This window comes from Rhodoplanes sp. Z2-YC6860, from assembly GCF_001579845.1.
GTDB lineage: Bacteria > Pseudomonadota > Alphaproteobacteria > Rhizobiales > Xanthobacteraceae > Z2-YC6860.
In genome coordinates this window covers 4,390,120-4,408,963 of record NZ_CP007440.1, presented here as the reverse complement: position 1 = coordinate 4,408,963, position 18,844 = coordinate 4,390,120, and the positions used below count along the sequence as shown (strand labels likewise).

The following is an 18,844-nucleotide window of genomic DNA, read 5'->3' as shown; positions in this document are numbered from 1 at the left end:
TTCAAAAACGAAAAGACCGCCCGAGGGGCGGTCTTTCCAACTCAAACAGGCGCGATGCGCTACATCGACTTGTGCTGTTTCTTGGAGTGATGGGCCGCCTTCTTGGCCTTGGCCGGTGCGGGCTTCGCCTTGGGCGTGCTGCCCGGATCGGATGTGTCGGCCTTGGCCGGATCGGAAGAAGGGGTGCTCTGGGCCATCGCACCGCCGCTGCAGATACCGACAGTGAGAGCCACCGCGAGCGCCAGTTTCGCAAGATTGGTCATCAGACGATCTCCTCGGATTGCGACGCCCCCGACAACGTAGCCTAGCTGAAGCAGTTCCGCGTTTTGGCGCATGTCCGGAATTTAATGTGGCCGGGACGTGAAGCCTGCAGTCAGGACCCATCAACATCGCAGCATTGAGCATGAGGCGTCCCGCCAAACGGAACATCCTGCAATGATCTCGATAACGCCTGGCGGATAAGAGCCTCGAACACCGGCCACCGTTTCGTTCGTAGTTGTACGGATACCCGACGTGGCATTCGTCCAGTATCAAAGACATATGGTCGACAGCAGCCTTGATCTCCGGTTCTACGCTCTCTGGTGCGAGCGCCTGGCAGATGAATGCCCGGACAAAATTACCGCCGATGAATTGCGTCAGATGAGCATCGAACTCGCCGAACGGGCACAAAGTCAGAGCTTCCTTAAAAGAACCGCAGCCTAAGAAGCGCGACTTGGCAGACACACCTTGAGGGTCCTGCTTCCGGGGGGGAGCAGGACCTTTTTCTTCATTATCGCGGCGCTGCATGGCGCTGGGAATCTCATCGTCGCCCCCGCGATATGCTGAAGGGAATGCGTCGTGGGAAATCTCGTTTTCAAATGTCCGGCGACCGGTCAGAAATTTGACACGGGGTTTCTATCGACCCGCGCCGAAATGCAGAAGATGCCACGTGACGCGCAGATGATCCTGCGCTGCCCGGTGTGCAGAGACCGTCATACTTTCATGGTGGTGGACGGCGAAATCACCGGACAAGACTAAGCGGTCTTGAACCGCTGCCGCCTCCGAAAAAAAAGTCCCCGGTGCAGCGGATGGTTGGCTGAAGGCCTATATATCGAAGGCCCCTCCCGCGTTGTGCCCGCGAGCCATGCCGACCGACACCAGCCACGCAAGTGACGGCCTCGTCTACGCCAAGACCGGCGACGGCCTTCTGCTTCCGGTCATCGACGTGTCGCGTCCGCCTTTCGCGGTACCCGACGATCCGGCCAGCAATGCCGAACTGCGCAACACGTTCGTCGAATGGATCCGCAAACAACAAAGAGTGCCGCGTTTCCTCACCAAGCTCATGATGCGGCTGGCCGCCCGGCGTTCACGACTGCTGCGGACGCTGTTTCAATCGGACCAGGGCTATCTCGACAGCATCACCACTTACATCATGAAGCTTGGCGGCAACCACCTGCCCGCAGGCTTCGACAGTCCGGTGGACCGCAAGGTCGCCGATACACCCCATGCCCCGCTGCTGCGGCTGCGGATGCAGCAGATCGCCAAGCTCCTTGCCGAGGCGTTGCGTGAGCCTCTGGCCCGCAACCCCAACGCACCGCTGCATCTCGTCAATATCGCGGGCGGTCCCGCGCTCGACAGCATCAACGCGCTGATCTTGCTCAACCGCTCCGATGCGAAACTCCTGGAGCGGCCGATCGCAATCGACGTCATGGACGCGCAGACCGAAGGACCAAGCTTTGGCGCCAACGCACTCGTGGCGCTTCAGGCACCTGGTGCTCCGCTGCATGGACTCGACATTGCCTTCACGCATCGACCGTATGACTGGAATGACACGGCGGCGCTGCGCTCCCTTCTTGAAGACATGCGCGGCGCCGTCGTCGCCGCCTCGTCCGAAGGCGGGCTGTTCGAGTACGGCAGCGACGACGCTATCGTCACAAACCTCACCTCGCTCCGCCAAGGCGGCGTGGCCATCGTCGCCGGATCGGTCACGAGCGGGATCGAACTGCGGAAGCAGATGATCGCGCAGACCCGTTTCAAGCTCTATCCGCGTGGTCTCGAAGGGATTACGCCCCTTGCCGCTCGCGCCGACTATGCCGTGACCCGGAGCGAACCCGCGCTATTCAGCGATCAAGTGTTGCTGCAACCGGCGTAGACGCCTTAATAACCATAACATTGTCGGTGAACCGCAATGGAGCACCGCCTTTTTAGACCTGGATTCAGGTGATTTTCACCACCTGCGGTGTAGATGCGCCGATGCTTCCATTGGACGCAGCGCACGCGCACGCCCCTAACAGGGTCCCTCTTCTGGACCTGCTCCGCCTCGTTGCGGTTTTGGGGGTGATGGCGTTCCACTATGGCTATCGCGGGCCGACCACGCAGGACGCCACCTACGCGGCGCTGCCGGAGCTTGCTCCGATCGGCCACTACGGCTTTATCGGCGTGTCGATATTCTTCGTCATCAGCGGCTTTGTCATCGCCTATTCGGCGGAGGGGCGAACCGCCTCGAGCTTCGCCATTGCGCGCTTCGCCCGGATCTATCCAACCTACGTGCTCTGCATGACGCTGACGTTCCTGGGCGTACTGTTGTTCGGTGCGCCGCTGTTCGGAACGAGCCTCATGCAGTGGGCCGCGAACCTGCTGATGCCCGCGGTGCCGCGTCCCTACATGGACAGCGCCTACTGGTCGCTCGCGGTCGAGATCGTCTTCTATGCGTGGGTGACGCTCTTCATCCGGCTCGGGCTATTCCCGAGGCGCACCGATTTCATCGTAGCGATCTGGCTTGGCGTCTCGCTGCTCAATGAATTGACCTTGGACATCAAGCTCATCGGGAAGTTGCTGCTCGCCGATTACAGCGGCTTCTTCGCCACCGGCATCATGATCTATCAGTTTCACCGTGGCCGGCGCGACGCTCTGCTGCAGTGCCTGATGGCCGCCGCGGTTGCAACTGCGATATTTCATGCCATTCACAATCTCCAATGGCTCCGCCAACACAGCGGCGAACCGTTCAACAACTGGATCGTCACGGCGATCTGCCTTGTTTCGATTGCGGCCATTCTGCTCGCGACGCGCATCCGATCTCTGCCGCTCCCCCCGGCGCTGGTGCTCGCGATCGGCGGCATCACCTATCCGCTTTACCTGCTGCATCAGCAGCTCGGATATACGCTGTTCGAGCGGATCGGACCGGTCGCCCATCCCGCAACGCTGGTTGCGGCGATCCAATTCGTGATCGTGACGCTGTGCTGGGCGATCTGGCGTTTTGCCGAGCCGCCCATGCAGCGCTGGACGAAGATGGCGCTGAGCCGGCTCGCCGGTCGCATCGGTTTCATTGCGACGCGAACGTCCACGGCTTCGCCGGTATCACGATAGCGATTTCACGAATACGTCGGTTTATTTCGGCCGATGCGCCGCCGCTTGAGCCGCGACGCCTTGCGATTCCGGATCGTCAAGCAGACCTTCGACGAAGAACCGAACGATCTCGCGCCACCATTGTCGCATGCGTTGCTCCCCGAACTCGCTCTACCTGCACCGATTCCGTGCGCACCGGGAAGGTCTTGTTAAGACACGCATCGACATGATCGGGGAGATTTCGATTCGTTCTTCTGGAACAAACCGGAGTCAGGAGTGGAACATCGGACATCCGATGTTTGCGCGGTGCTCCCGCCGGAGAGCGTGACATTCAGTCGGGAGCGACAACGATGAATCATTTCGACGCGGCGGTTGTGATCGTGGTGCTCACGCTCGCGGTCATGGGTTTTCGCGCCGGATTGCTGCGGAGCCTGGCCGACATCCTGGGATTTGTCGCCGCCGCACCGCTCGCCGTGGCGCTGACGCCTTACTTCAGTTCGGCCGCGGCGGGACGGACGGCCGTGGCGTCCTCCCCGTTCGGCACGAGTTCGTTGATGTTCTTCGGGCTGTTCCTGATCGGCGGGTTTCTGCTCGCCCAGTTGATGCGCCAGATGGTGGCGGGGCTCGCCGGCAACGACATCCTGCTGTTCGACCGCTGTGCGGGCCTCGTGCTCGGCGCCGCACGTGCGCTCCTGGTCGCCGTCACTATCGTGCTGATCTTCGACCGGATCATTCCGGCCGGTCACGATCCGGCGTTTCTGAAGGGATCCAAAACGCGGCCGTTGTTGTCGCTCGCCGCGCAGCGCGGCCTCAAATCCCTGCCGCCCGAGACCACCGAATATATCGACCGCTTGAAGCGCGACCGCGGTTTATAGTTGGTCTGCTGCCGGACGGCCGTGCCAACCCCACCATTGGACCCAGGTCAGATGCTTGCAGGCCGGGCAGTGATAGAGCTGCGCACCGGGCTCGTTGCCGAGCGGCTGCACCACGGTTTCCAGGCTGGCCGATGTGCCGCAACGCTCGCAAAGCACCGCAGGCTCGCTGGACTTCGAATCGGAGGACATGACTTCCAAGACCATGACCGCCACTCCCATTTGTAAGTGGACGATAGGCGTCCCCGGCCAATCACCAAGTGCGCTATCGCACACAGCCGGCGCCGGTAAAGCCGGTTAGCGCGCCAGCAGCAGGTCGCGGACGAAGCGAGTGTTGGGAGCGAGTCGGATACTCCACGGATCGCGCCATTCGGCGCGATCGAGTTCGCCGACGTCTCCGATCTCAAGGACACCAGATACGGCCCGGGCGGTAAAAATCATATGGTTAATGCGCCGGCCGGTGGCCGGATTGGTAGCCTTGACCTTCTGCCAGATCCGGGCGCCGCGACAGCGCAGGCCCGGTAACTCCTCCGCAAGTTCGCGCCGCAGACAGCCTTTGGCGTTTTCGCCCCGGCCTTTGCGTTTGCCACCCGGAAAGGTCCAGCGACCATCACGCTTGCGCCGGACCAGAAGAACGCGGCTACCCCTCGTCACCACGAGCTTCGAAGACTGCGCCATTTCAAGTTCCGTCCGTTATTTCCCACTCTCATGGTGGGTGATTCTGGTCTCGCTTGGTGTGATCGAAATCACGTTTCGGCGTTTCCTCTAGCCCTGACGATCCATGCGGCATCGGTTCCGTCGCATGCTGCCGACGCAGCAGAGCGCGGGCTGCCCTGCCCCATGCCGGCGTCAGAGCGCGATGCAGTTCTGAGAGACGGTGCGCCGTTCAAGCGTCGGGATCAGCGCTGCCCGCTGGTTTCGGCCCGCGTTGCTCCGCGGTCCATCGCGTGAACAGGTTGAGCCAGCCCTGCGCGATCTTGAGCCAGCTCCGGCGGTCTTCCTCGGTGGCGGCTCGGTCTGCCCATTCTTGCGCGTCCTTGGCATTGCGGAGGTATTCTTCTTCCCGGTTCACGTTTCTACCCCGAAAATTCCGACTATAGGGCCGAACACGAAGTCACGACCGTCGTTCCGGTAGACTGGAGTTCTTCCAAGGAAATTTTGCGGTGCGCCAAAAAAAGCACACGTGTGCGGCAAGCCACTTAGGGCGGGGTCTGCTGCTCAGAGCGTGGCGGCGACAACATCCAGCGTGACGGAACATCCGCACCGAGGCCGGGTTCAACCCGCACAGCCGCTTCCAAAATCAGCGAGGATTGGCATGGCCAGAACCACCGGAAGAACATCGCCCCGGCAACGCAAGACGATGGGACGCGTCATGCACGAATTCGAGCACGGGGAATTGCGGAGTGGCCGCGGCGGCAAAGTTACGAACCGCCGTCAAGCTATCGCCATCGCCCTGAAGGAGGCCGGCGCCTCGAAATACGAAAGCGAGAGCGAGAACAGCAGAAACCTCGCAAGAACGGAACGCAAGGAAGCTCGTGGCGAGACCTATCAGCAGGAGCGCGAGGGTAAATCCCATGTCGGCGCTCGTGGTCATCGCGAAAGCAGCCGCGCCATGGGTGGCCGCAATGCCACGCGTCGGACCGTGCGGGGCAGCAAGGCCGCGCGGAGCCGAGCGCGCAACGGACACAATGGCGCGACCAAGCAGCAGCTCTACAAGAAAGCCAAGGCCCGGCACATTCCCGGACGCTCAAGGATGACCAAGCGGCAGCTCGAAAACGCGCTGCGTTAGGCTTTTGGGTCCTTTGATTTGTGCGATGGCGCGAGCTGCGCCAGCATCAGCCGCGCCTGATGGCGATCCGGAGCGGGCAATGCTTCCACTTTGTCTCCGGAAAATATGACCACGAGATACGGCAAGCCGGGCCGCGGCGGGCTGTAAATCACGGGCTTCATGTCTGCTCACTCGCTGATGGCTTACGGCATCAGCGCAAAGTCTCACGCAGGTCATGACAACCATACGACGCTCGCCCGACAAATGCCGAGCCGCGTGCGATCAAGCTTCAGAAGCGGCCAACTCCTTCGCGGCCGCCGCTTTGCCGCAAGCCGCCAGCAGTTCGACGACTTCATCTGTCGAGAACACGTCGGCGAAACGGGTCAGGAGCGCGTTGAGCGACGCGTTGTGGGCTTCGTCGGACACCGTGGCGTTGCCATCCGAGATCACCAGCGGACGGTAGTTCAGCATGAAGGCATCGCGCGCCGTCGACTCGCAGCAGATGTTGGTCGCGGTGCCGGTGATGATCAGCGTGTCGATGCCTTCAGCCTCCAGCCGCTCGCCGAGGTCGCTCGAGCCTTGAATGAGCGCGCTGAAACGCCGCTTGATGACGTGCCGATCGCCGGGCTGAACGTCGAGCCCGTGCCAAAGTTCGGCGCCGACATTGCCTTCGGTGAGCGCGCTCAGCATATCGCCGAGGAATTCCGGGGACAGGAACTCCATATAGGCCGACCAGGTGCGCGGCGCGTCGTCGCCATAGATGGCACGCACCCACCACACCGAGCCCCCGGCCTTGCGCATCGCGTCCGCAAGCCGGTTGATGTTTGGCACGATGGCTTCGCAATAGGGCGTATACGCCGGCATGCCTTGCTTGACCCAGACATTCTGCATGTCGATGACGATCAGAGCGGTCTTCTTCGGATCGATCCGGTCGTAGGCGTGCATCTTGCCGCCGCGCCGCTTCTTCACGCGCGCGATCATGTCTGGCGACAGCTCGATCTTATGCATCATTGGCATTTCGATATCCCTCATGCGCGCGCGGAGGGTAGGACACCGGTGTCAGCCGTGCCAAACTCAATCCCGCCGACCTAACGGAATGGGACCTATGCATCTGCTTCGATTTTTCGCTGCTCTGCTCTCTCTTCTCGCCTTTGCTCCTTCGCCAGCCTCTGCCCAGGGAAGCGCCCAGACGAGCTTTCCGCAAAAGCCGATCACGCTGGTGGTACCGTTCGGCGCTGGTGGCGCGCTCGATCTGATCGCGCGCGTGCTCGCCGACGGCTTCGCACCGAGCTCGGTCAGACCATCATCGTTGACAACAAGCCCGGCGCGAGTGGCCTGCTGGCCATGCGACAGGCTGCGAGCGCCGCGCCCGACGGCCTCACCATCATCCTATCGAGCGAGAGCAACCACGTCCTGTTGCCTTTACTGGACGCGAGCTTTCCGCTCGATGTGACCAAGGATTTTGTGCCGGTTTCGCTGTCCGGCCAGTTCCAGCACACACTGATCGTAAAGAGAGAGCTGCCGGTCGCCACGGTGCAGGAACTGGTGACATATCTGCGTGCCAATCCAGGCAAGCTGTCATTCGGATCCTCGGGAGTCGGCACACAGGCGCACATCGCAGGCGAATACTTGAGCCTGCTCACCCAATCCAAGATGGTGCATGTGCCCTACCGCAGCTCGCCTGCGGCTCTGAACGATCTGCTCGCAGGCAATCTCGATATCAACTTCCAGAGCATGCCGGCGGTGCGCTCCTACGTCGACAGCCCGCGCCTGAAAATGCTCGCGGTGCTCAGCCAGAAGCGGCTCGAAGAACTGCCCAATCTGCCGACGATGGTCGAGGCCGGTTTCCCGGACTTCCAGCTCTCGAGCTGGATGGGCATTTTCGGTCCGGCAGGGCTGCCGGACGATATCCGCCAAAAGCTTGCGGGGGCGCTGGTCAAGGTCGGCAAGAATCCCGAGCTTCAGGCGCGCATCCGTGGTGCGGGCATCGAGCCCGTCGGCAGCGATGCCGCGGCCTTCGCGCAGTTCGTCGATGCCGAACAGAAGAAGTGGAAGACCTTCATCGGCCGCACGGGGATCAAGCTCAACCCGTCCTGAGCTCAATGCGCCTTGGCGACAGCGTCCCAATCGACCAGTGACGCAAGGCTCGGCGCGTCCGGCAGCTCCAGCATGCCATCAGCGATGGCCGGCACGGCTTTGATCACTTGCTCGGTCATCGCCAGATACCAGGTGAGCTCGGCCGGTAGGATCGGCGACGCAAGCGACGCTGCGAACTGCAGGCCTGAGAGCGTGCCAAGCGCGCTCTCGCCCATCAGCCCGACAACCGGACGACAGCCGTTCTGCTGCGCGAGCGCCAGCATGGCGCGCGAATGCGACAGGCCGAAGCGGCCGGGCTTGATGCTGAGCGCACGTGCGCCTTGCTCGAGGAATAAGCCCGCGTCGCGCAGCGACGTGCAGCCGAAGTCCACGAGAATCGGGATCGTGCTGGCTTCGCGCAGAGCGCGGAACCGCGCATCGGGCGCCATCGCGCACGGATCTTCGAGGATCGAAACGCCCGCGTCGGCCATCGCACGCGCGTACTTTGCTGCCTGATCGGCCGGATAGGCGCCGTTGGCATCGACATAGAGACGGACGCGTTCGCCAACCGCCGTCCGGATTTCCCGGATGCCGGCGACGTCGATTTCAACGCCCTGCCCGCCTTTGACCTTCAGAGTGCGAAAGCCATAACGCTCCACCATCTGTACAGCCTCGGCCGCCATCGCGGCCGGCGCCTGCCGTGTCACAGCCCAGGACAACTCGACTCGTTGCTGTCCGCGCCAGATCTGCCAGAGCGGCCGGCGCTCGCGGGCCGCATAGAGGTCCCAGCAGGCGTTGTCGATCAGCGTCTTGGCGGCGTGGTTTTCCGGAACGATGTCGAGTGCCGTCCGCACCCTGGCCGGGTCGTCGAGATCGAGCTTCATCAGCATCGGAGCGAAGATGTCTTCGATGGCCGCGATCAGTGTCTTGGCGTTGACGCCACACCAGGTCGGCTTCGGGGTGATCTCGGCGATACCGGTCTCGCCCGTGTCTGCCGTCAGCCGCAGCAACACGAAGGGCGCCGCCTCCTCGACAATGTCGCTCCAGCGGACCGGCCGGGCATAGCGAAGCTGATAGCTGTAGAGCTTGAGTTCGGTGAGCCGCATGTTGCTCGCAGGTTTGGGCTAGTTGGCTGGTTTGACGTCCTTGAGAAGCTTAGCCCATTGCGGCTGCTCGGCCGCGACAAAATCCACAACGCCTTTGGGCGGCAGATACCTCGGCTCGGCGCCGAGCTTGGCCATCTGAGCGCGGACGTCCGGCTGCGCCACGATTTTTTCGATCTCGGCGCTGAGGCGAGCCACAACGGATTCCGGCGTGCCGCGCGGCGCGAACAATGCAAACCATGCGATCACGTCGAACCCGGGAAAGCCTTCCTCCGCAATGGTCGGCACGTTGGGCACCAGCGCGCTTCGCTCGGCGCTGGCGATCGCCAGCGCGCGAAGCTTGCCGGCTTCGACCTGGGGCAGCAGTGCGGGCAGCGTGAAGAACACGAAGCTCACATTGCCGGTCAGCACGCCGGTCACAGCCTCAGGGCCGCTCTTGTAGGGAATGTGTTCCATATCGAGGCTGGCTCTAGACTTGAGCAGTTCGCCTGCGAGATAGCCCGAGGTGCCGATGCCTGCCGACGTGTAGGTCAGCGTGCCGGGCCTCTCGCGCGCAAGCCTGACGAGGTCGGACACCGACTTGATCGGCGACGAGGCGTTGACCACCAGGAGGTTGGGCGCAACCGCGATCATCGCAACCGGCGGCACATCCCGCATCGGATCGTACTGCAGGTTCTTGAACAGATAAGGTCCGACCGAATGGGTGGGTTGCCCGCTCATCAGCAGGGTGTAGCCGTCCGGATTGGCGCGTGCGACCGAGGTCGCGCCGACATGGCCGCCGGCGCCAAGGCGGTTCTCGATCACGATCGGCTGGCCGAGAACCGGCGACAGCCTGTCGCCGATGATCCGCGCCATGATGTCGGCGGTGCCGCCCGCACCCGACGACACCACGATTTGGATCGGCCGCGTCGGCCAGCTTTGCGCAAAGCTCGGGCTTGCCAGTCCCAGCAGCAACGCCGCCAGCACGGCTGCGCCTGTTCGTTTCATCTCGCCCTCCCCGTCTTGATGACCGCCGCCCGCGTCAATTGACCGGGATGTTGGCGTCCTTCATCACCTTGCCCCAGACCGCGATGTCATCCTTGATCTGGGCGGCATATTGCTCAGGCGTGCTCGCGACCGCCTGGAAGCTGAAGGTGTCGAGGCTCGACTTCACATCGGGCAAGGCGACGATTTCGGCGACGCGTTTCTGGAGGGCCGTGACGATTGCTGGCGGGGTCCCAGCCGGCGCGACAAGACCGATCTGCAGTTCCGATTCTTGATGGGCGATGCCGGATTCCGCGAAGGTCGGAACATCGGGAAACGCCTGGCTGCGGGTCGGGCTGCTGACCGCGATGGCGCGGAGCTTGTGCGACGTCAGATGCGGCGCAATCGGCGGCAGACCGAGAATGATGATGGGAGTTTGCCCGGCCAGCGCCGAATTCACCGCTGGCGCCGCTCCGTTGAACGGCACCCGCGGCAGGCTGTCGAGCTTCAGGCCGAGCTTGAAAAGCCGTTCGGCGGAGAGCTGGCCGAAGCCGATGCCCATGGCGGCATAGTTGTACTTGTCGGGCGCCGCATGGATCATGTCGACCATCTCTTTCATGGTCTTGGCTGGTACATCCGGATGCACCGCGACGACCTGCGGCGAAGACGCGATGATGGTGACCGGCGCGAAGTTCTTGACCGGATCGTATGGCAGCTTGGCGTTGGTGACCGATGCCACGGCGAAATCGTTGGTGACGACCAAGAGCGTATGGCCGTCGGGTGCGGCTTGCGCCACCTGACCCGCGCCGACCGCGCCGCTCGCGCCGCCGATGTTCTCGACATAGAAGCTCTGGCCCATCCGTTCGCCGAGCTTCTGCGCGAGTATGCGTGCGATCAGATCGGTCGGACCGCCAGCCGGATACGGCACGACGATGCGCACCTGACGGCTCGGATAACCGGCCACCTGCTGGGCAGCGGCCGCACCGGACACCAGCATTGCCCAGGTGGCAATGCAGAAGAAAAGTCCCCGCTTCATGTTTCGCTCCCGTGGTTTTATCGATCCGCCCGACTTCCGCGGGCGGTTGTTTGGATTGCGTCAGCTGCTGTTTGAAGCCAGCCGAACCATGCTGCCGGCAATGCCCTCCTGGACGACCGCCGCGCTCTGGTTGATCAGCGCGAGCGTTCGTTCGATGACCGCGCGGCGGCCATCGGACGTGACGCGCTTGTTGAGGATGGTCGATTTCACGTGGACGGTGTCGCCGACGAACAGCGGCGCCCGGTAGGTCCATTCGCGGATGCCGGTTGCGCCCACCACCTCGTCGCTGAATTTCGGCAGCGTGGTCGCCATCCCGGTGGCGATGAAGATGCCGAACGAGCCGTGAAACAGCCGGCCACGCAGTCCGCGGCTCTTGGCATACGATTCATCGGAGTGGATCGGATGCCAATCGCCGCTCACCATGCAGGCGATCGACAGATCGGCCTCGGTCAAGGTGCGACCGCTGCCGACGAACTCACTGCCGATCTCCAGTTGGTGAAAGAACACCGGCGCGGGCTCCCTAACCGCGCGCCGAGCCGTGGCTTTCCAAGCCAGGCCGGTATTCGCCCTTGAGGAAGTCGCCGATGCCTTCCTTGCGGAACTTGTCGCCCTGGCGAAGCACCAATTCCATCTCCTTGGCGCTGGAATAGTCCATGGCGGCGTCCCAGCCCATGTCGAGCGAGTTGCGGTAGCCGTCCTTGGTGGCCTTGAGCGCCCACGGGTCTTTCTGCGCCAGATTGAGCCCGAGCTTGCGGGCCTCTTCGCGGAGCTTCGCCGCAGGAAACGCCTTGTTGATGAAGCCGATCTCCGCCGCGACGATGCCGTTGAACGGCTCGCCGGTCATGCCGTACCAGAGCGCGTCGCGCGGCCGCATCAGGTTGGCGAGCGACTTGCTGACCGAACCGCCGGGAAACAGTTTGAAGTTGATTTCGGACAAGCCAAAGGTCGCTTCCTCCGCCGCGATCGCGAGATCGCAACCCTCGACGATCGAGAACGCCCCGCCAAAGCAGAAACCGTTGATCACCGCCACCGTGGGCTTCGGATAATAGCGCAGCGTGCGCCCGCGCCATTCCACGGCCATGCGGGTGATGCGATCGTATTCGACCGGGTCGTCCTTAAGGTCGGTGAAGAACTCCTTGAGGTCCATGCCGCCGCAGAACGCGTCGCCGGCGCCGGTGATCATCACGACGCGCGCGGAGGCGTCGTAGCGCAGCATGTCGAGCGCTTTCGTCATATCGCGATGCAACGCCGGATTCATCGCGTTCTTCTTCTTCGGACGGTTGAGCGTGACCGTGGCAATGCCGTCGGCGATGTCCACCAGGATGGTGTCGAACGTCATGACGAAGCGCCTTTCTTGTGTTTTGACTATTGTGCGTTTATCGCACACTTGTGCTATATCAGATCATCGCTGTACAAGATGGCGCTGTCAATCGCGGGCGCCGGGAGGAATGCGTTGACCGAGAAGGCCGCCTGGTTTTCAGAATCGCTGGCACGCGGGCTCAAGGTCGCGCGCGCGTTCGATCGCGATCAGCCAAAGATGCGGATCAGCGAAGTCGCGGCGAAGACCGGCATGACGCGAGCGTCCGCGCGGCGCTATCTGCTGACGCTGAAATCGCTCGGCTATGTCGGCTCCGAGAACGAGTGGTTCTATCCTCTGCCTCGCATTCTGGAACTGGGCTACGCCTTCGTATCATCGGCGCGTCTCGAAGAATTCGTCGAGCCCATCCTGCAACGGCTCTCCGAAGCAACCGATGCGGCGGCGCATTTCGCCGTGTTCGACAACAACGAGACGCTTTGTCTCGGCTCGGTCTTCTCGCAAAAGCTGTTCGGGTTTTTCATTTCGATCGGGGCACGGCAGCCGGCATATGCGGGATCGATGGGCAAGGTGCTGCTCGCCGGTCTCTCCGACACCAAACTTGAGGAATATCTCGCATCGGTGCGCCGCGTCGCGCATACCAAAGAGACAGTGACCTCGGCAGCCATACTTCGCCGCGAGATCACGGAAGTCCGCGAGCAAGGCTACGCGCTCAATCGCGGCGAGATGACACCTGGGATTGTCGGCGTCGCGGTGCCGGTCCGCAACAAGGATGGGACGGTCGCGAGTGTTGTAAACGCCAACTGGATTTCGACTTCATCCATCAAAGCCGCAGAGATCAAACGCTGCCTTGGCCCGCTGCGCGAGGCGGCGAAGCAGATCGAGATGCGGCTTGCGTCGGGCGCGGTGCCGACCGGCTGGGTTTCGCGGGAGCGTTAGAGGCAGGAAGGACGTGCATCTCATGTCATTGACGTGTGGGGATCTGATCAAGCGCGGACGTGCGCTCTACGGCGACCAGCTTGCGCTGCAGTTCGAAGGCCGGACTTTCACGTTTGCCGAGCAGGCCGCGCGGATATTCCGGCTCGCCAACGCGCTGCTGGCGCAGGGCCTGAAGAAGCATGAGCGCGTCGCAATCCTGGCGCGAAATTGCAGCGAGTACGTCGAGATTTTTGGCGCCTGCGAGGTCGCGGGCTTCGTCGCGATCAACCTCAACAGCCGGCTCGCCCAGGCTGAATTGGCGGCAATCTGCCAGGACAGCCAGCCGGCGATTCTGATCTTCGCCAAGGATTTCGCCAAGGAGGCGCAGGCCATTGCGGCGCAGGTCGGCAGCATCCGCATCCGTATCGGTATCGACGGCGGCGCCAACGAGCAATTGAGCTACGAGCAACTGATCGCCGAGGCCAACGCCGAGGAACCGGCGACGGCGCCATCGGCCGGCGACATGGCCTACCTGATGTACACGAGCGGCACGACCGGCGGGTCCAAAGGCGTCATGATCAGCCATGCCGCCATGGTCGAAGGCGTGCGGATGCTATCGCACGAATGCGGCACGACCTCGAAGGACAAGGCGCTGGTCGTGATGCCGCTGTTTCATCTGGGCGGCAAGATCGAGCAGATGAACTTCAGCATGATGGGCTCGTCCGTGGTGCTGAAGACCGCCTTCGATCCCGAGGACATCCTTCAAACGATCGAACGCGAGAAGGTGACAGCCGCGCATTTCGCGCCGCTGATGATCCAGCGCATGCTCGATGTGCTCGACACCAAGACCTACGACGTCAGCACCCTTCGCATCGTGCACTATGCGTCGGCCCCGATGCCCGTTCCCCTGCTCCGTCGCGCGCTCGACCGGATGGGACCGATCTTCGCCCAGGTCTACGGCATGACGGAGTGTCTTTGCGGCACGATCCTGAAGCCGCATGAGCATTTGCTGGACGGTTCGCAGGATCAGCGCAGGCGGCTCGCGTCAGCCGGACAGCCGCTGATGGGCAACGAGATCAAGATCGTGCGCGATGACGGCACCACCTGCGAGCCGGGCGAGATCGGCGAGATCATCATTCGTTCGCCGACCGTCATGAGCGGCTACTGGAACAAGAACGTGCTCACCGCCGAGATCGTCCGCGACGGCTGGATGCACACCCAGGACTTGGGTTTCGCAGACAAGAGCCAGTTCATCTACGTGGTGGACCGCAAGAAGGACATGATCATCTCGGGCGGCGAGAACATCTATTCCTGGGAGGTCGAGGAGGCGCTGCGCTCGCACCCCGACGTGGCCGAGGTCGCGGTCATCGCCGTGCCCGACCAGGTCTGGGGCGAGTCTGTGAAAGCCTGCGTGCAGATGCGGCAGGGCAAAAGTTCGAGCGAAGCCGAACTGATCGAGTACGCGCGCACGCGGATTGCGAGCTACAAGAAGCCCAGAACCGTCGACTTCGTCGAAAGCCTGCCGCGGCTGTTCAACGGCAAGATCGACAAGAAGGCCCTGCGGGCGCCTTACTGGCAGGGCCGCGACCGGCAAGTGTCCTAACCCGGCAAGTCTCCTGGCCCAGCAAGCCTCTCGACCCGTCTTGCTGTTTCCGGCAACATCCGGAGCATCCATTCAACGGGTGATCCATGCGAGACACGAAGCTTTCATTTGCGCATGTCGGTATCTTTGTCGCCGACCTTCCGCGTATGGTGGATTTCTACACGCGCGTGCTTGGGCTCGTGGTGTCCGACCGCGACGTGTATCCCGATGGGCGCGAGATCGCGTTCCTCACCCTCGACCCGAGCGAGCATCATCAGGTCGTGTTTGCGAGCGGCCGGCCTGCGGACTTGGCCTACAACATGATTCAGCAACTGTCCTTCCGAGCGCCGAGCTTGGAAGCTCTTCGGCAGACTTATCTCGCTCTCAAGAAAGAGCCGATCACCGAGCTTGGGCCGGTGTCGCACGGCAATGCAATCTCCTGCTATTTCCGTGACCCCGAAGGCAACCGGCTGGAAGTGTTCATCGACACGAAATGGCACGTCCCGCAGCCGTGCCGCACGGACATCGATCTGTTGAAGTCGGACGAGGAGATCCTTGCCTTTGTCGACAAGCAGGTCGCGAATCTCGAAGGCACCGTGGTCAGGTCCGACTGGGAGCGGAACCGACAAGCAGCCTTCTGAATCCGGCAATAAGATCGGCCGCGCCCTGCCCCGGCTCTACGACAGCACCAGATCGTCGTGATGTTGCTGCGCCTCGCCGTGCTGCTTCAGCGGCCGGTTGCCGGAGAGCTGCCGCAGCAGCACGTAGAACACCGGCGTGAGGAAGATGCCGAACAGCGTCACGCCGATCATGCCGGCGAACACAGCGATGCCCATGGCATGGCGCATCTCGGCGCCGGCACCGGTCGAGATCACCAGCGGCACCACGCCCATCACGAAGGCCAGCGACGTCATCAGGATCGGACGGAGCCTGAGCCTGCTCGCGGCGATCGCCGCCTCGAGCGGCGTGCGGCCGGCAAATTCCAGTTCGCGGGCGAACTCGACGATCAGAATGGCGTTCTTCGCCGACAATCCCACCAACACGATCAGCCCAATCTGGGTGAAGACGTTGTTGTCGCCGGCCGTGAGCCAGACACCGGTCATGGCGGCGAGCAGCCCCATCGGCACGATCATGAGGATCGAGAGCGGCAAGACGAGGCTCTCGTAGAGTGCCGCGAGCACCAGAAACACCAGCAGGATCGCAATCGGATAGACAACCAGACCTGAACTGCCGGCGAGGATGTCCTGATAAGTCAGCTCGGTCCATTCGAAGCTGAAGCCGCGCGGCAGCGTTTCCGCAGCGATGCGGTTCACCGCCTCTTGGGCCTGGCCTGACGAGTAGCCCGGCGCCGCATTGCCGTTGATGTCGGCCGACAAGAATCCGTTGTAGCGCATGGCGCGCTCCGGCCCCGAGGTCTGACTGACCCTCAAAAGAGCTGCGAGCGGCACCATCTCGCCGGTGTTGGAACGAACCTTGAGCTTGCCGACGTCATCGGCGTTCTCGCGGAACTGCGCGTCGGCCTGCACCCGCACCGAATAGACCCGGCCGAACTTGTTGAAGTCGTTCACATAGAGCGAGCCGAGATAGATCTGCAGCGTGTCGAATACGTCGGTCACCGCAACGCCGAGCTGCCGCGCCTTGGTGCGGTCGAGGTCGGCATAGAGCTGCGGCACGTTGACCTGATAGCTGGTGAACAATCCGGCCAATTCCGGCGTGGTCGCGGCCTTGGCCATGAACGCCTTGGTGGCGTCATTCAGCGCCGTGTAGCCGAGACCGGCGCGGTCCTCGATCTGCAGCTTGAAGCCGCCGATGGTGCCGAGCCCCTGCACGGGGGGCGGCGGGAACATGGCGATGAACGCCTCCTTGATGCTGGCATACTTCTGATTCAGCTGGGCTGCGATCGCAGGCCCGCTGAGGTCCTTGCTCTTGCGCTCTTCGAACGGCTTCAAGGTCGCAAACACAATGCCGGAATTGGGGCTGTTGGTGAAACCGTTGATCGACAGACCGGGAAACGCCACGGCTGATTCAACGCCAGGCGTTTTGAGCGCGATGTCGCTCATGCGGCGGATGACGTCTTCGGTGCGGTCGATGGTGGCGCCGTCCGGCAGCTGCGCGAAGCCAACCAGATATTGCTTGTCCTGAGGCGGCACGAAGCCGCCCGGCACGGTCCTGAACAGGCCGAAGGTGACGCCAGCCAGGATCAGGTAGACGCCCATCACCACGGCCTTGCGCGAAATCACACCGCCAACCGCGCCGCTATAGGCCTTGATGCCTGAGCCGAAGGCACGGTTGAAGCCACGGAAGAACCAGCCAAGCGCTCGGTCCATGCCGCGGGTCAACGCATCCTTCGGCTCGCCGTGGGATTTCAGCAGCATCGCGGCGAGCGCCGGTGACAGCGTCAACGAGTTGATCGCCGAGATCACGGTCGAGATCGCGATGGTCAAAGCAAACTGTCGGTAGAACTGTCCTGTCAGCCCGCTGACGAAGGCGAGTGGCACGAAGACGGCAACCAGCACCAGCGCAATGGCGATGATCGGCCCCGACACCTCGCGCATGGCGCGGTACGTGGCCTCGCGGGCTGACAGCCCGTTCTCGATGTTGCGCTCGACATTCTCGACCACCACGATGGCGTCGTCGACCACGATGCCGATCGCCAGCACCAAGCCGAACAGGCTCAGCGCGTTGATGGAGAAGCCGAACAGATACATCACCGCGAAGGTGCCGATTGTCGAAACCGGAACAGCAAGAAGCGGGATGATCGAGGCCCGCCATGTCTGCAGGAACAGGATCACCACCAGCACGACCAGCGCGATGGCCTCGAGCAGCGTGTGGATCACGGCCTCGATCGAGGCGCGCACGAACTGCGTCGGGTCATAAACGATCGAATAGTCCATGCCTTCGGGCATGTTCTTTTTGAGTTCCGCCATGGTGGCGCGAACATTGTCTGAGATTGAAAGGGCGTTCGAGCCGGGCGATTGGAAGATCGGGATGGCCACGGCCGACTTGTTGTCGAGCAGCGAGCGCAGCGCGTATTCGGCGGCGCCGAGCTCGATCCGCGATACGTCGCGTAACCGCGTGACCTCGCCATTGGCGCCGGTCTTGACGACGATGTCGGCGAATTCTTCCTCGCTTTGCAGCCGCCCTTGCGCGTTGAGCGCAAGCTGCAGGTCGATGCCGATCCGGTTGGGCGAGGCGCCGACGAAGCCGCCGGCGGCCTGGACGTTCTGCGCCCGGATCTCGCGGACGATGTCGCTCGCCGACAGGCCGCGCTCGGCGACCTTCTGCGGGTCGAGCCAGATGCGCATCGAATAGTCGCCTGAACCGAACAGCTGCACCTGACCGACGCCGTCGATCCGCGCCAGCCGGTCCTTGACGTTCAGCACCGCGTAGTTGCGGAGGTACGTCATGTCATAGCGGCCGTTGGGCGACAGCAGGTGCACCACCATGGTCAGGTCGGGCGAGCTCTTCACCGTGGTGACGCCGAGCGTCTGCACCTCGGGCGGCAGCCGCGGCTCGGCCTGCGAGACGCGGTTCTGCACGAGCTGCTGTGCCTTGTCGGGATCGGTGCCGAGCTTGAAGGTGACGGTCAGCGTCATCAGCCCGTCGCTGGTCGCCTGGCTGAACATATAGAGCATGCCGTCGACGCCGTTGATCTGCTCCTCGATCGGCGTGGCGACGGTTTCGGCAATGACCTTCGGATTGGCGCCCGGGAAATTGGCGCGCACCACGACCTGCGGCGGCACGACCTCCGGATATTCGGAGATCGGCATGACGCGCAGCGCCAGGAGGCCTGAGAGAAAGATCAGGACCGAAAGAACACCGGCAAAAATCGGACGATCGATAAAAAACTTGGACAGATTCATGGTGCGCCCCAGAAGGATGCACCG

Annotated in this window: 22 protein-coding genes; 10 read left to right on the top strand and 12 right to left on the bottom strand. The window is 62.7% G+C overall.

Features of this window, described 5'->3' with window-relative positions; genetic code table 11:
• Positions 1 to 59: 59 nt before the first annotated feature.
• Entirely contained in the window at positions 60 to 263 is a 204-nt protein-coding gene (locus tag RHPLAN_RS20490; RefSeq protein ID WP_068021355.1) for a hypothetical protein, read from the bottom strand.
• Between the two features lie 250 nt (positions 264 to 513).
• Here RHPLAN_RS20490 and RHPLAN_RS39525 point away from each other — a divergent pair, with 250 nt between their 5' ends.
• From RHPLAN_RS39525 to RHPLAN_RS20475, 5 genes are all read left to right on the top strand, one after another.
• The gene (locus RHPLAN_RS39525) at positions 514 to 702 is read left to right on the top strand and encodes a hypothetical protein (RefSeq protein WP_157100388.1); all 189 of its coding nucleotides are present in this window, start codon (positions 514 to 516) and stop codon (positions 700 to 702) included.
• A gap of 135 nt (positions 703 to 837) precedes the next feature.
• Positions 838 to 1,017 (top strand): hypothetical protein, encoded by a 180-nt coding sequence (locus RHPLAN_RS39520; RefSeq protein WP_157100387.1) that lies wholly within the window; start codon positions 838 to 840, stop codon positions 1,015 to 1,017.
• Between the two features lie 106 nt (positions 1,018 to 1,123).
• Complete coding sequence (locus tag RHPLAN_RS20485) at positions 1,124 to 2,131, top strand: hypothetical protein (RefSeq protein ID WP_068021352.1); 1,008 nt, start codon at positions 1,124 to 1,126, stop codon at positions 2,129 to 2,131.
• 101 nt (positions 2,132 to 2,232) lie between these two features.
• A complete protein-coding gene (locus RHPLAN_RS20480) occupies positions 2,233 to 3,345 on the top strand; it encodes an acyltransferase family protein (protein WP_068021350.1) in 1,113 nt (370 codons plus the stop codon).
• 329 nt (positions 3,346 to 3,674) lie between these two features.
• Entirely contained in the window at positions 3,675 to 4,199 is a 525-nt protein-coding gene (locus RHPLAN_RS20475) for a CvpA family protein (RefSeq protein WP_068021348.1), read from the top strand.
• On the opposite strand, the gene RHPLAN_RS20470 is transcribed toward RHPLAN_RS20475, so the two are convergent.
• The 3 genes from RHPLAN_RS20470 to RHPLAN_RS20460 form a co-directional block, all read right to left on the bottom strand.
• Positions 4,194 to 4,403 (bottom strand): hypothetical protein, encoded by a 210-nt coding sequence (locus tag RHPLAN_RS20470; RefSeq protein WP_157100386.1) that lies wholly within the window; start codon positions 4,401 to 4,403, stop codon positions 4,194 to 4,196. The genes RHPLAN_RS20475 and RHPLAN_RS20470 overlap by 6 nt on opposite strands.
• A 90-nt stretch (positions 4,404 to 4,493) precedes the next feature.
• Positions 4,494 to 4,874, bottom strand: a complete 381-nt coding sequence (locus tag RHPLAN_RS20465; RefSeq protein WP_068021344.1) for an NUDIX hydrolase — start codon at positions 4,872 to 4,874, stop codon at positions 4,494 to 4,496.
• Between the two features lie 208 nt (positions 4,875 to 5,082).
• Positions 5,083 to 5,268 carry a hypothetical protein gene (locus tag RHPLAN_RS20460; RefSeq protein WP_068021342.1) on the bottom strand — a complete coding sequence of 62 codons (186 nt, stop codon included), beginning with the start codon at positions 5,266 to 5,268 and terminating at the stop codon, positions 5,083 to 5,085.
• Positions 5,269 to 5,511: 243 nt separating this feature from the next.
• Here RHPLAN_RS20460 and RHPLAN_RS40165 point away from each other — a divergent pair, with 243 nt between their 5' ends.
• Positions 5,512 to 5,985, top strand: a complete 474-nt coding sequence (locus RHPLAN_RS40165) for a DUF6496 domain-containing protein (protein ID WP_198164432.1) — start codon at positions 5,512 to 5,514, stop codon at positions 5,983 to 5,985.
• Here the strand turns inward: RHPLAN_RS40165 and RHPLAN_RS39515 are convergent.
• Together RHPLAN_RS39515 and RHPLAN_RS20450 are read right to left on the bottom strand one after the other, a co-directional pair.
• On the bottom strand, positions 5,982 to 6,146 hold the full coding sequence (locus tag RHPLAN_RS39515) for a hypothetical protein (protein WP_157100385.1): 165 nt from the start codon (positions 6,144 to 6,146) through the stop codon (positions 5,982 to 5,984). The two genes, RHPLAN_RS40165 and RHPLAN_RS39515, sit on opposite strands and share 4 nt — an antisense overlap.
• Before the next feature lie 100 nt (positions 6,147 to 6,246).
• Positions 6,247 to 6,981 carry an isochorismatase family protein gene (locus RHPLAN_RS20450; RefSeq protein WP_198164431.1) on the bottom strand — a complete coding sequence of 245 codons (735 nt, stop codon included), beginning with the start codon at positions 6,979 to 6,981 and terminating at the stop codon, positions 6,247 to 6,249.
• A 102-nt stretch (positions 6,982 to 7,083) separates the two neighbouring features.
• Between RHPLAN_RS20450 and RHPLAN_RS20445 the strand changes: the two genes are divergently transcribed.
• Entirely contained in the window at positions 7,084 to 8,061 is a 978-nt protein-coding gene (locus RHPLAN_RS20445) for a Bug family tripartite tricarboxylate transporter substrate binding protein (RefSeq protein ID WP_084245261.1), read from the top strand.
• A 2-nt stretch (positions 8,062 to 8,063) separates the two neighbouring features.
• Here RHPLAN_RS20445 and RHPLAN_RS20440 read toward each other — a convergent pair whose 3' ends face one another.
• Genes RHPLAN_RS20440 through RHPLAN_RS20420 form a run of 5 tightly spaced genes read right to left on the bottom strand, consistent with a single transcriptional unit; the run spans position 8,064 to position 12,481 of the window.
• Positions 8,064 to 9,146 (bottom strand): mandelate racemase/muconate lactonizing enzyme family protein, encoded by a 1,083-nt coding sequence (locus RHPLAN_RS20440; protein WP_068021338.1) that lies wholly within the window; start codon positions 9,144 to 9,146, stop codon positions 8,064 to 8,066.
• 18 nt (positions 9,147 to 9,164) lie between these two features.
• Positions 9,165 to 10,130, bottom strand: coding sequence for a Bug family tripartite tricarboxylate transporter substrate binding protein (locus RHPLAN_RS20435; protein ID WP_068021337.1), 966 nt, complete (start codon positions 10,128 to 10,130; stop codon positions 9,165 to 9,167).
• Between the two features lie 34 nt (positions 10,131 to 10,164).
• On the bottom strand, positions 10,165 to 11,142 hold the full coding sequence (locus tag RHPLAN_RS20430) for a tripartite tricarboxylate transporter substrate-binding protein (protein WP_084245259.1): 978 nt from the start codon (positions 11,140 to 11,142) through the stop codon (positions 10,165 to 10,167).
• A gap of 60 nt (positions 11,143 to 11,202) precedes the next feature.
• Positions 11,203 to 11,649, bottom strand: a complete 447-nt coding sequence (locus RHPLAN_RS20425; protein ID WP_068021332.1) for a MaoC/PaaZ C-terminal domain-containing protein — start codon at positions 11,647 to 11,649, stop codon at positions 11,203 to 11,205.
• Between the two features lie 13 nt (positions 11,650 to 11,662).
• The gene (locus tag RHPLAN_RS20420; protein WP_068021330.1) at positions 11,663 to 12,481 is read right to left on the bottom strand and encodes a p-hydroxycinnamoyl CoA hydratase/lyase; all 819 of its coding nucleotides are present in this window, start codon (positions 12,479 to 12,481) and stop codon (positions 11,663 to 11,665) included.
• Between the two features lie 114 nt (positions 12,482 to 12,595).
• Here RHPLAN_RS20420 and RHPLAN_RS20415 point away from each other — a divergent pair, with 114 nt between their 5' ends.
• The 3 genes from RHPLAN_RS20415 (at position 12,596) to RHPLAN_RS20405 (ending at position 15,598) form a co-directional block, all read left to right on the top strand.
• On the top strand, positions 12,596 to 13,396 hold the full coding sequence (locus tag RHPLAN_RS20415) for an IclR family transcriptional regulator domain-containing protein (protein ID WP_198164430.1): 801 nt from the start codon (positions 12,596 to 12,598) through the stop codon (positions 13,394 to 13,396).
• Between the two features lie 22 nt (positions 13,397 to 13,418).
• Entirely contained in the window at positions 13,419 to 14,978 is a 1,560-nt protein-coding gene (locus RHPLAN_RS20410) for a class I adenylate-forming enzyme family protein (RefSeq protein ID WP_157100384.1), read from the top strand.
• Positions 14,979 to 15,064: 86 nt separating this feature from the next.
• Positions 15,065 to 15,598 carry a VOC family protein gene (locus RHPLAN_RS20405; RefSeq protein WP_068021322.1) on the top strand — a complete coding sequence of 178 codons (534 nt, stop codon included), beginning with the start codon at positions 15,065 to 15,067 and terminating at the stop codon, positions 15,596 to 15,598.
• Between the two features lie 36 nt (positions 15,599 to 15,634).
• Here the strand turns inward: RHPLAN_RS20405 and RHPLAN_RS20400 are convergent, their stop codons facing one another.
• Positions 15,635 to 18,820 (bottom strand): efflux RND transporter permease subunit, encoded by a 3,186-nt coding sequence (locus tag RHPLAN_RS20400; RefSeq protein ID WP_068021321.1) that lies wholly within the window; start codon positions 18,818 to 18,820, stop codon positions 15,635 to 15,637.
• Between the last annotated feature and the right edge of the window lie 24 nt (positions 18,821 to 18,844).

What these genes read in the sequence shown, in the direction of transcription:
- RHPLAN_RS20490 (WP_068021355.1), bottom strand. Translation starts at nt 263, where the DNA reads ATGACCAATCTTGCGAAACTGGCGCTCGCGGTGGCTCTCACTGTCGGT.
- RHPLAN_RS20485 (WP_068021352.1), top strand. Translation starts at nt 1,124, where the DNA reads ATGCCGACCGACACCAGCCACGCAAGTGACGGCCTCGTCTACGCCAAG.
- RHPLAN_RS20480 (WP_068021350.1), top strand. Translation starts at nt 2,233, where the DNA reads ATGCTTCCATTGGACGCAGCGCACGCGCACGCCCCTAACAGGGTCCCT.
- RHPLAN_RS20475 (WP_068021348.1), top strand. Translation starts at nt 3,675, where the DNA reads ATGAATCATTTCGACGCGGCGGTTGTGATCGTGGTGCTCACGCTCGCG.
- RHPLAN_RS20470 (WP_157100386.1), bottom strand. Translation starts at nt 4,403, where the DNA reads ATGGTCTTGGAAGTCATGTCCTCCGATTCGAAGTCCAGCGAGCCTGCG.
- RHPLAN_RS20465 (WP_068021344.1), bottom strand. Translation starts at nt 4,874, where the DNA reads ATGGCGCAGTCTTCGAAGCTCGTGGTGACGAGGGGTAGCCGCGTTCTT.
- RHPLAN_RS40165 (WP_198164432.1), top strand. Translation starts at nt 5,512, where the DNA reads ATGGCCAGAACCACCGGAAGAACATCGCCCCGGCAACGCAAGACGATG.
- RHPLAN_RS39515 (WP_157100385.1), bottom strand. Translation starts at nt 6,146, where the DNA reads ATGAAGCCCGTGATTTACAGCCCGCCGCGGCCCGGCTTGCCGTATCTC.
- RHPLAN_RS20450 (WP_198164431.1), bottom strand. Translation starts at nt 6,981, where the DNA reads ATGCCAATGATGCATAAGATCGAGCTGTCGCCAGACATGATCGCGCGC.
- RHPLAN_RS20440 (WP_068021338.1), bottom strand. Translation starts at nt 9,146, where the DNA reads ATGCGGCTCACCGAACTCAAGCTCTACAGCTATCAGCTTCGCTATGCC.
- RHPLAN_RS20435 (WP_068021337.1), bottom strand. Translation starts at nt 10,130, where the DNA reads ATGAAACGAACAGGCGCAGCCGTGCTGGCGGCGTTGCTGCTGGGACTG.
- RHPLAN_RS20430 (WP_084245259.1), bottom strand. Translation starts at nt 11,142, where the DNA reads ATGAAGCGGGGACTTTTCTTCTGCATTGCCACCTGGGCAATGCTGGTG.
- RHPLAN_RS20420 (WP_068021330.1), bottom strand. Translation starts at nt 12,481, where the DNA reads ATGACGTTCGACACCATCCTGGTGGACATCGCCGACGGCATTGCCACG.
- RHPLAN_RS20410 (WP_157100384.1), top strand. Translation starts at nt 13,419, where the DNA reads ATGTCATTGACGTGTGGGGATCTGATCAAGCGCGGACGTGCGCTCTAC.
- RHPLAN_RS20405 (WP_068021322.1), top strand. Translation starts at nt 15,065, where the DNA reads ATGCGAGACACGAAGCTTTCATTTGCGCATGTCGGTATCTTTGTCGCC.
- RHPLAN_RS20400 (WP_068021321.1), bottom strand. Translation starts at nt 18,820, where the DNA reads ATGAATCTGTCCAAGTTTTTTATCGATCGTCCGATTTTTGCCGGTGTT.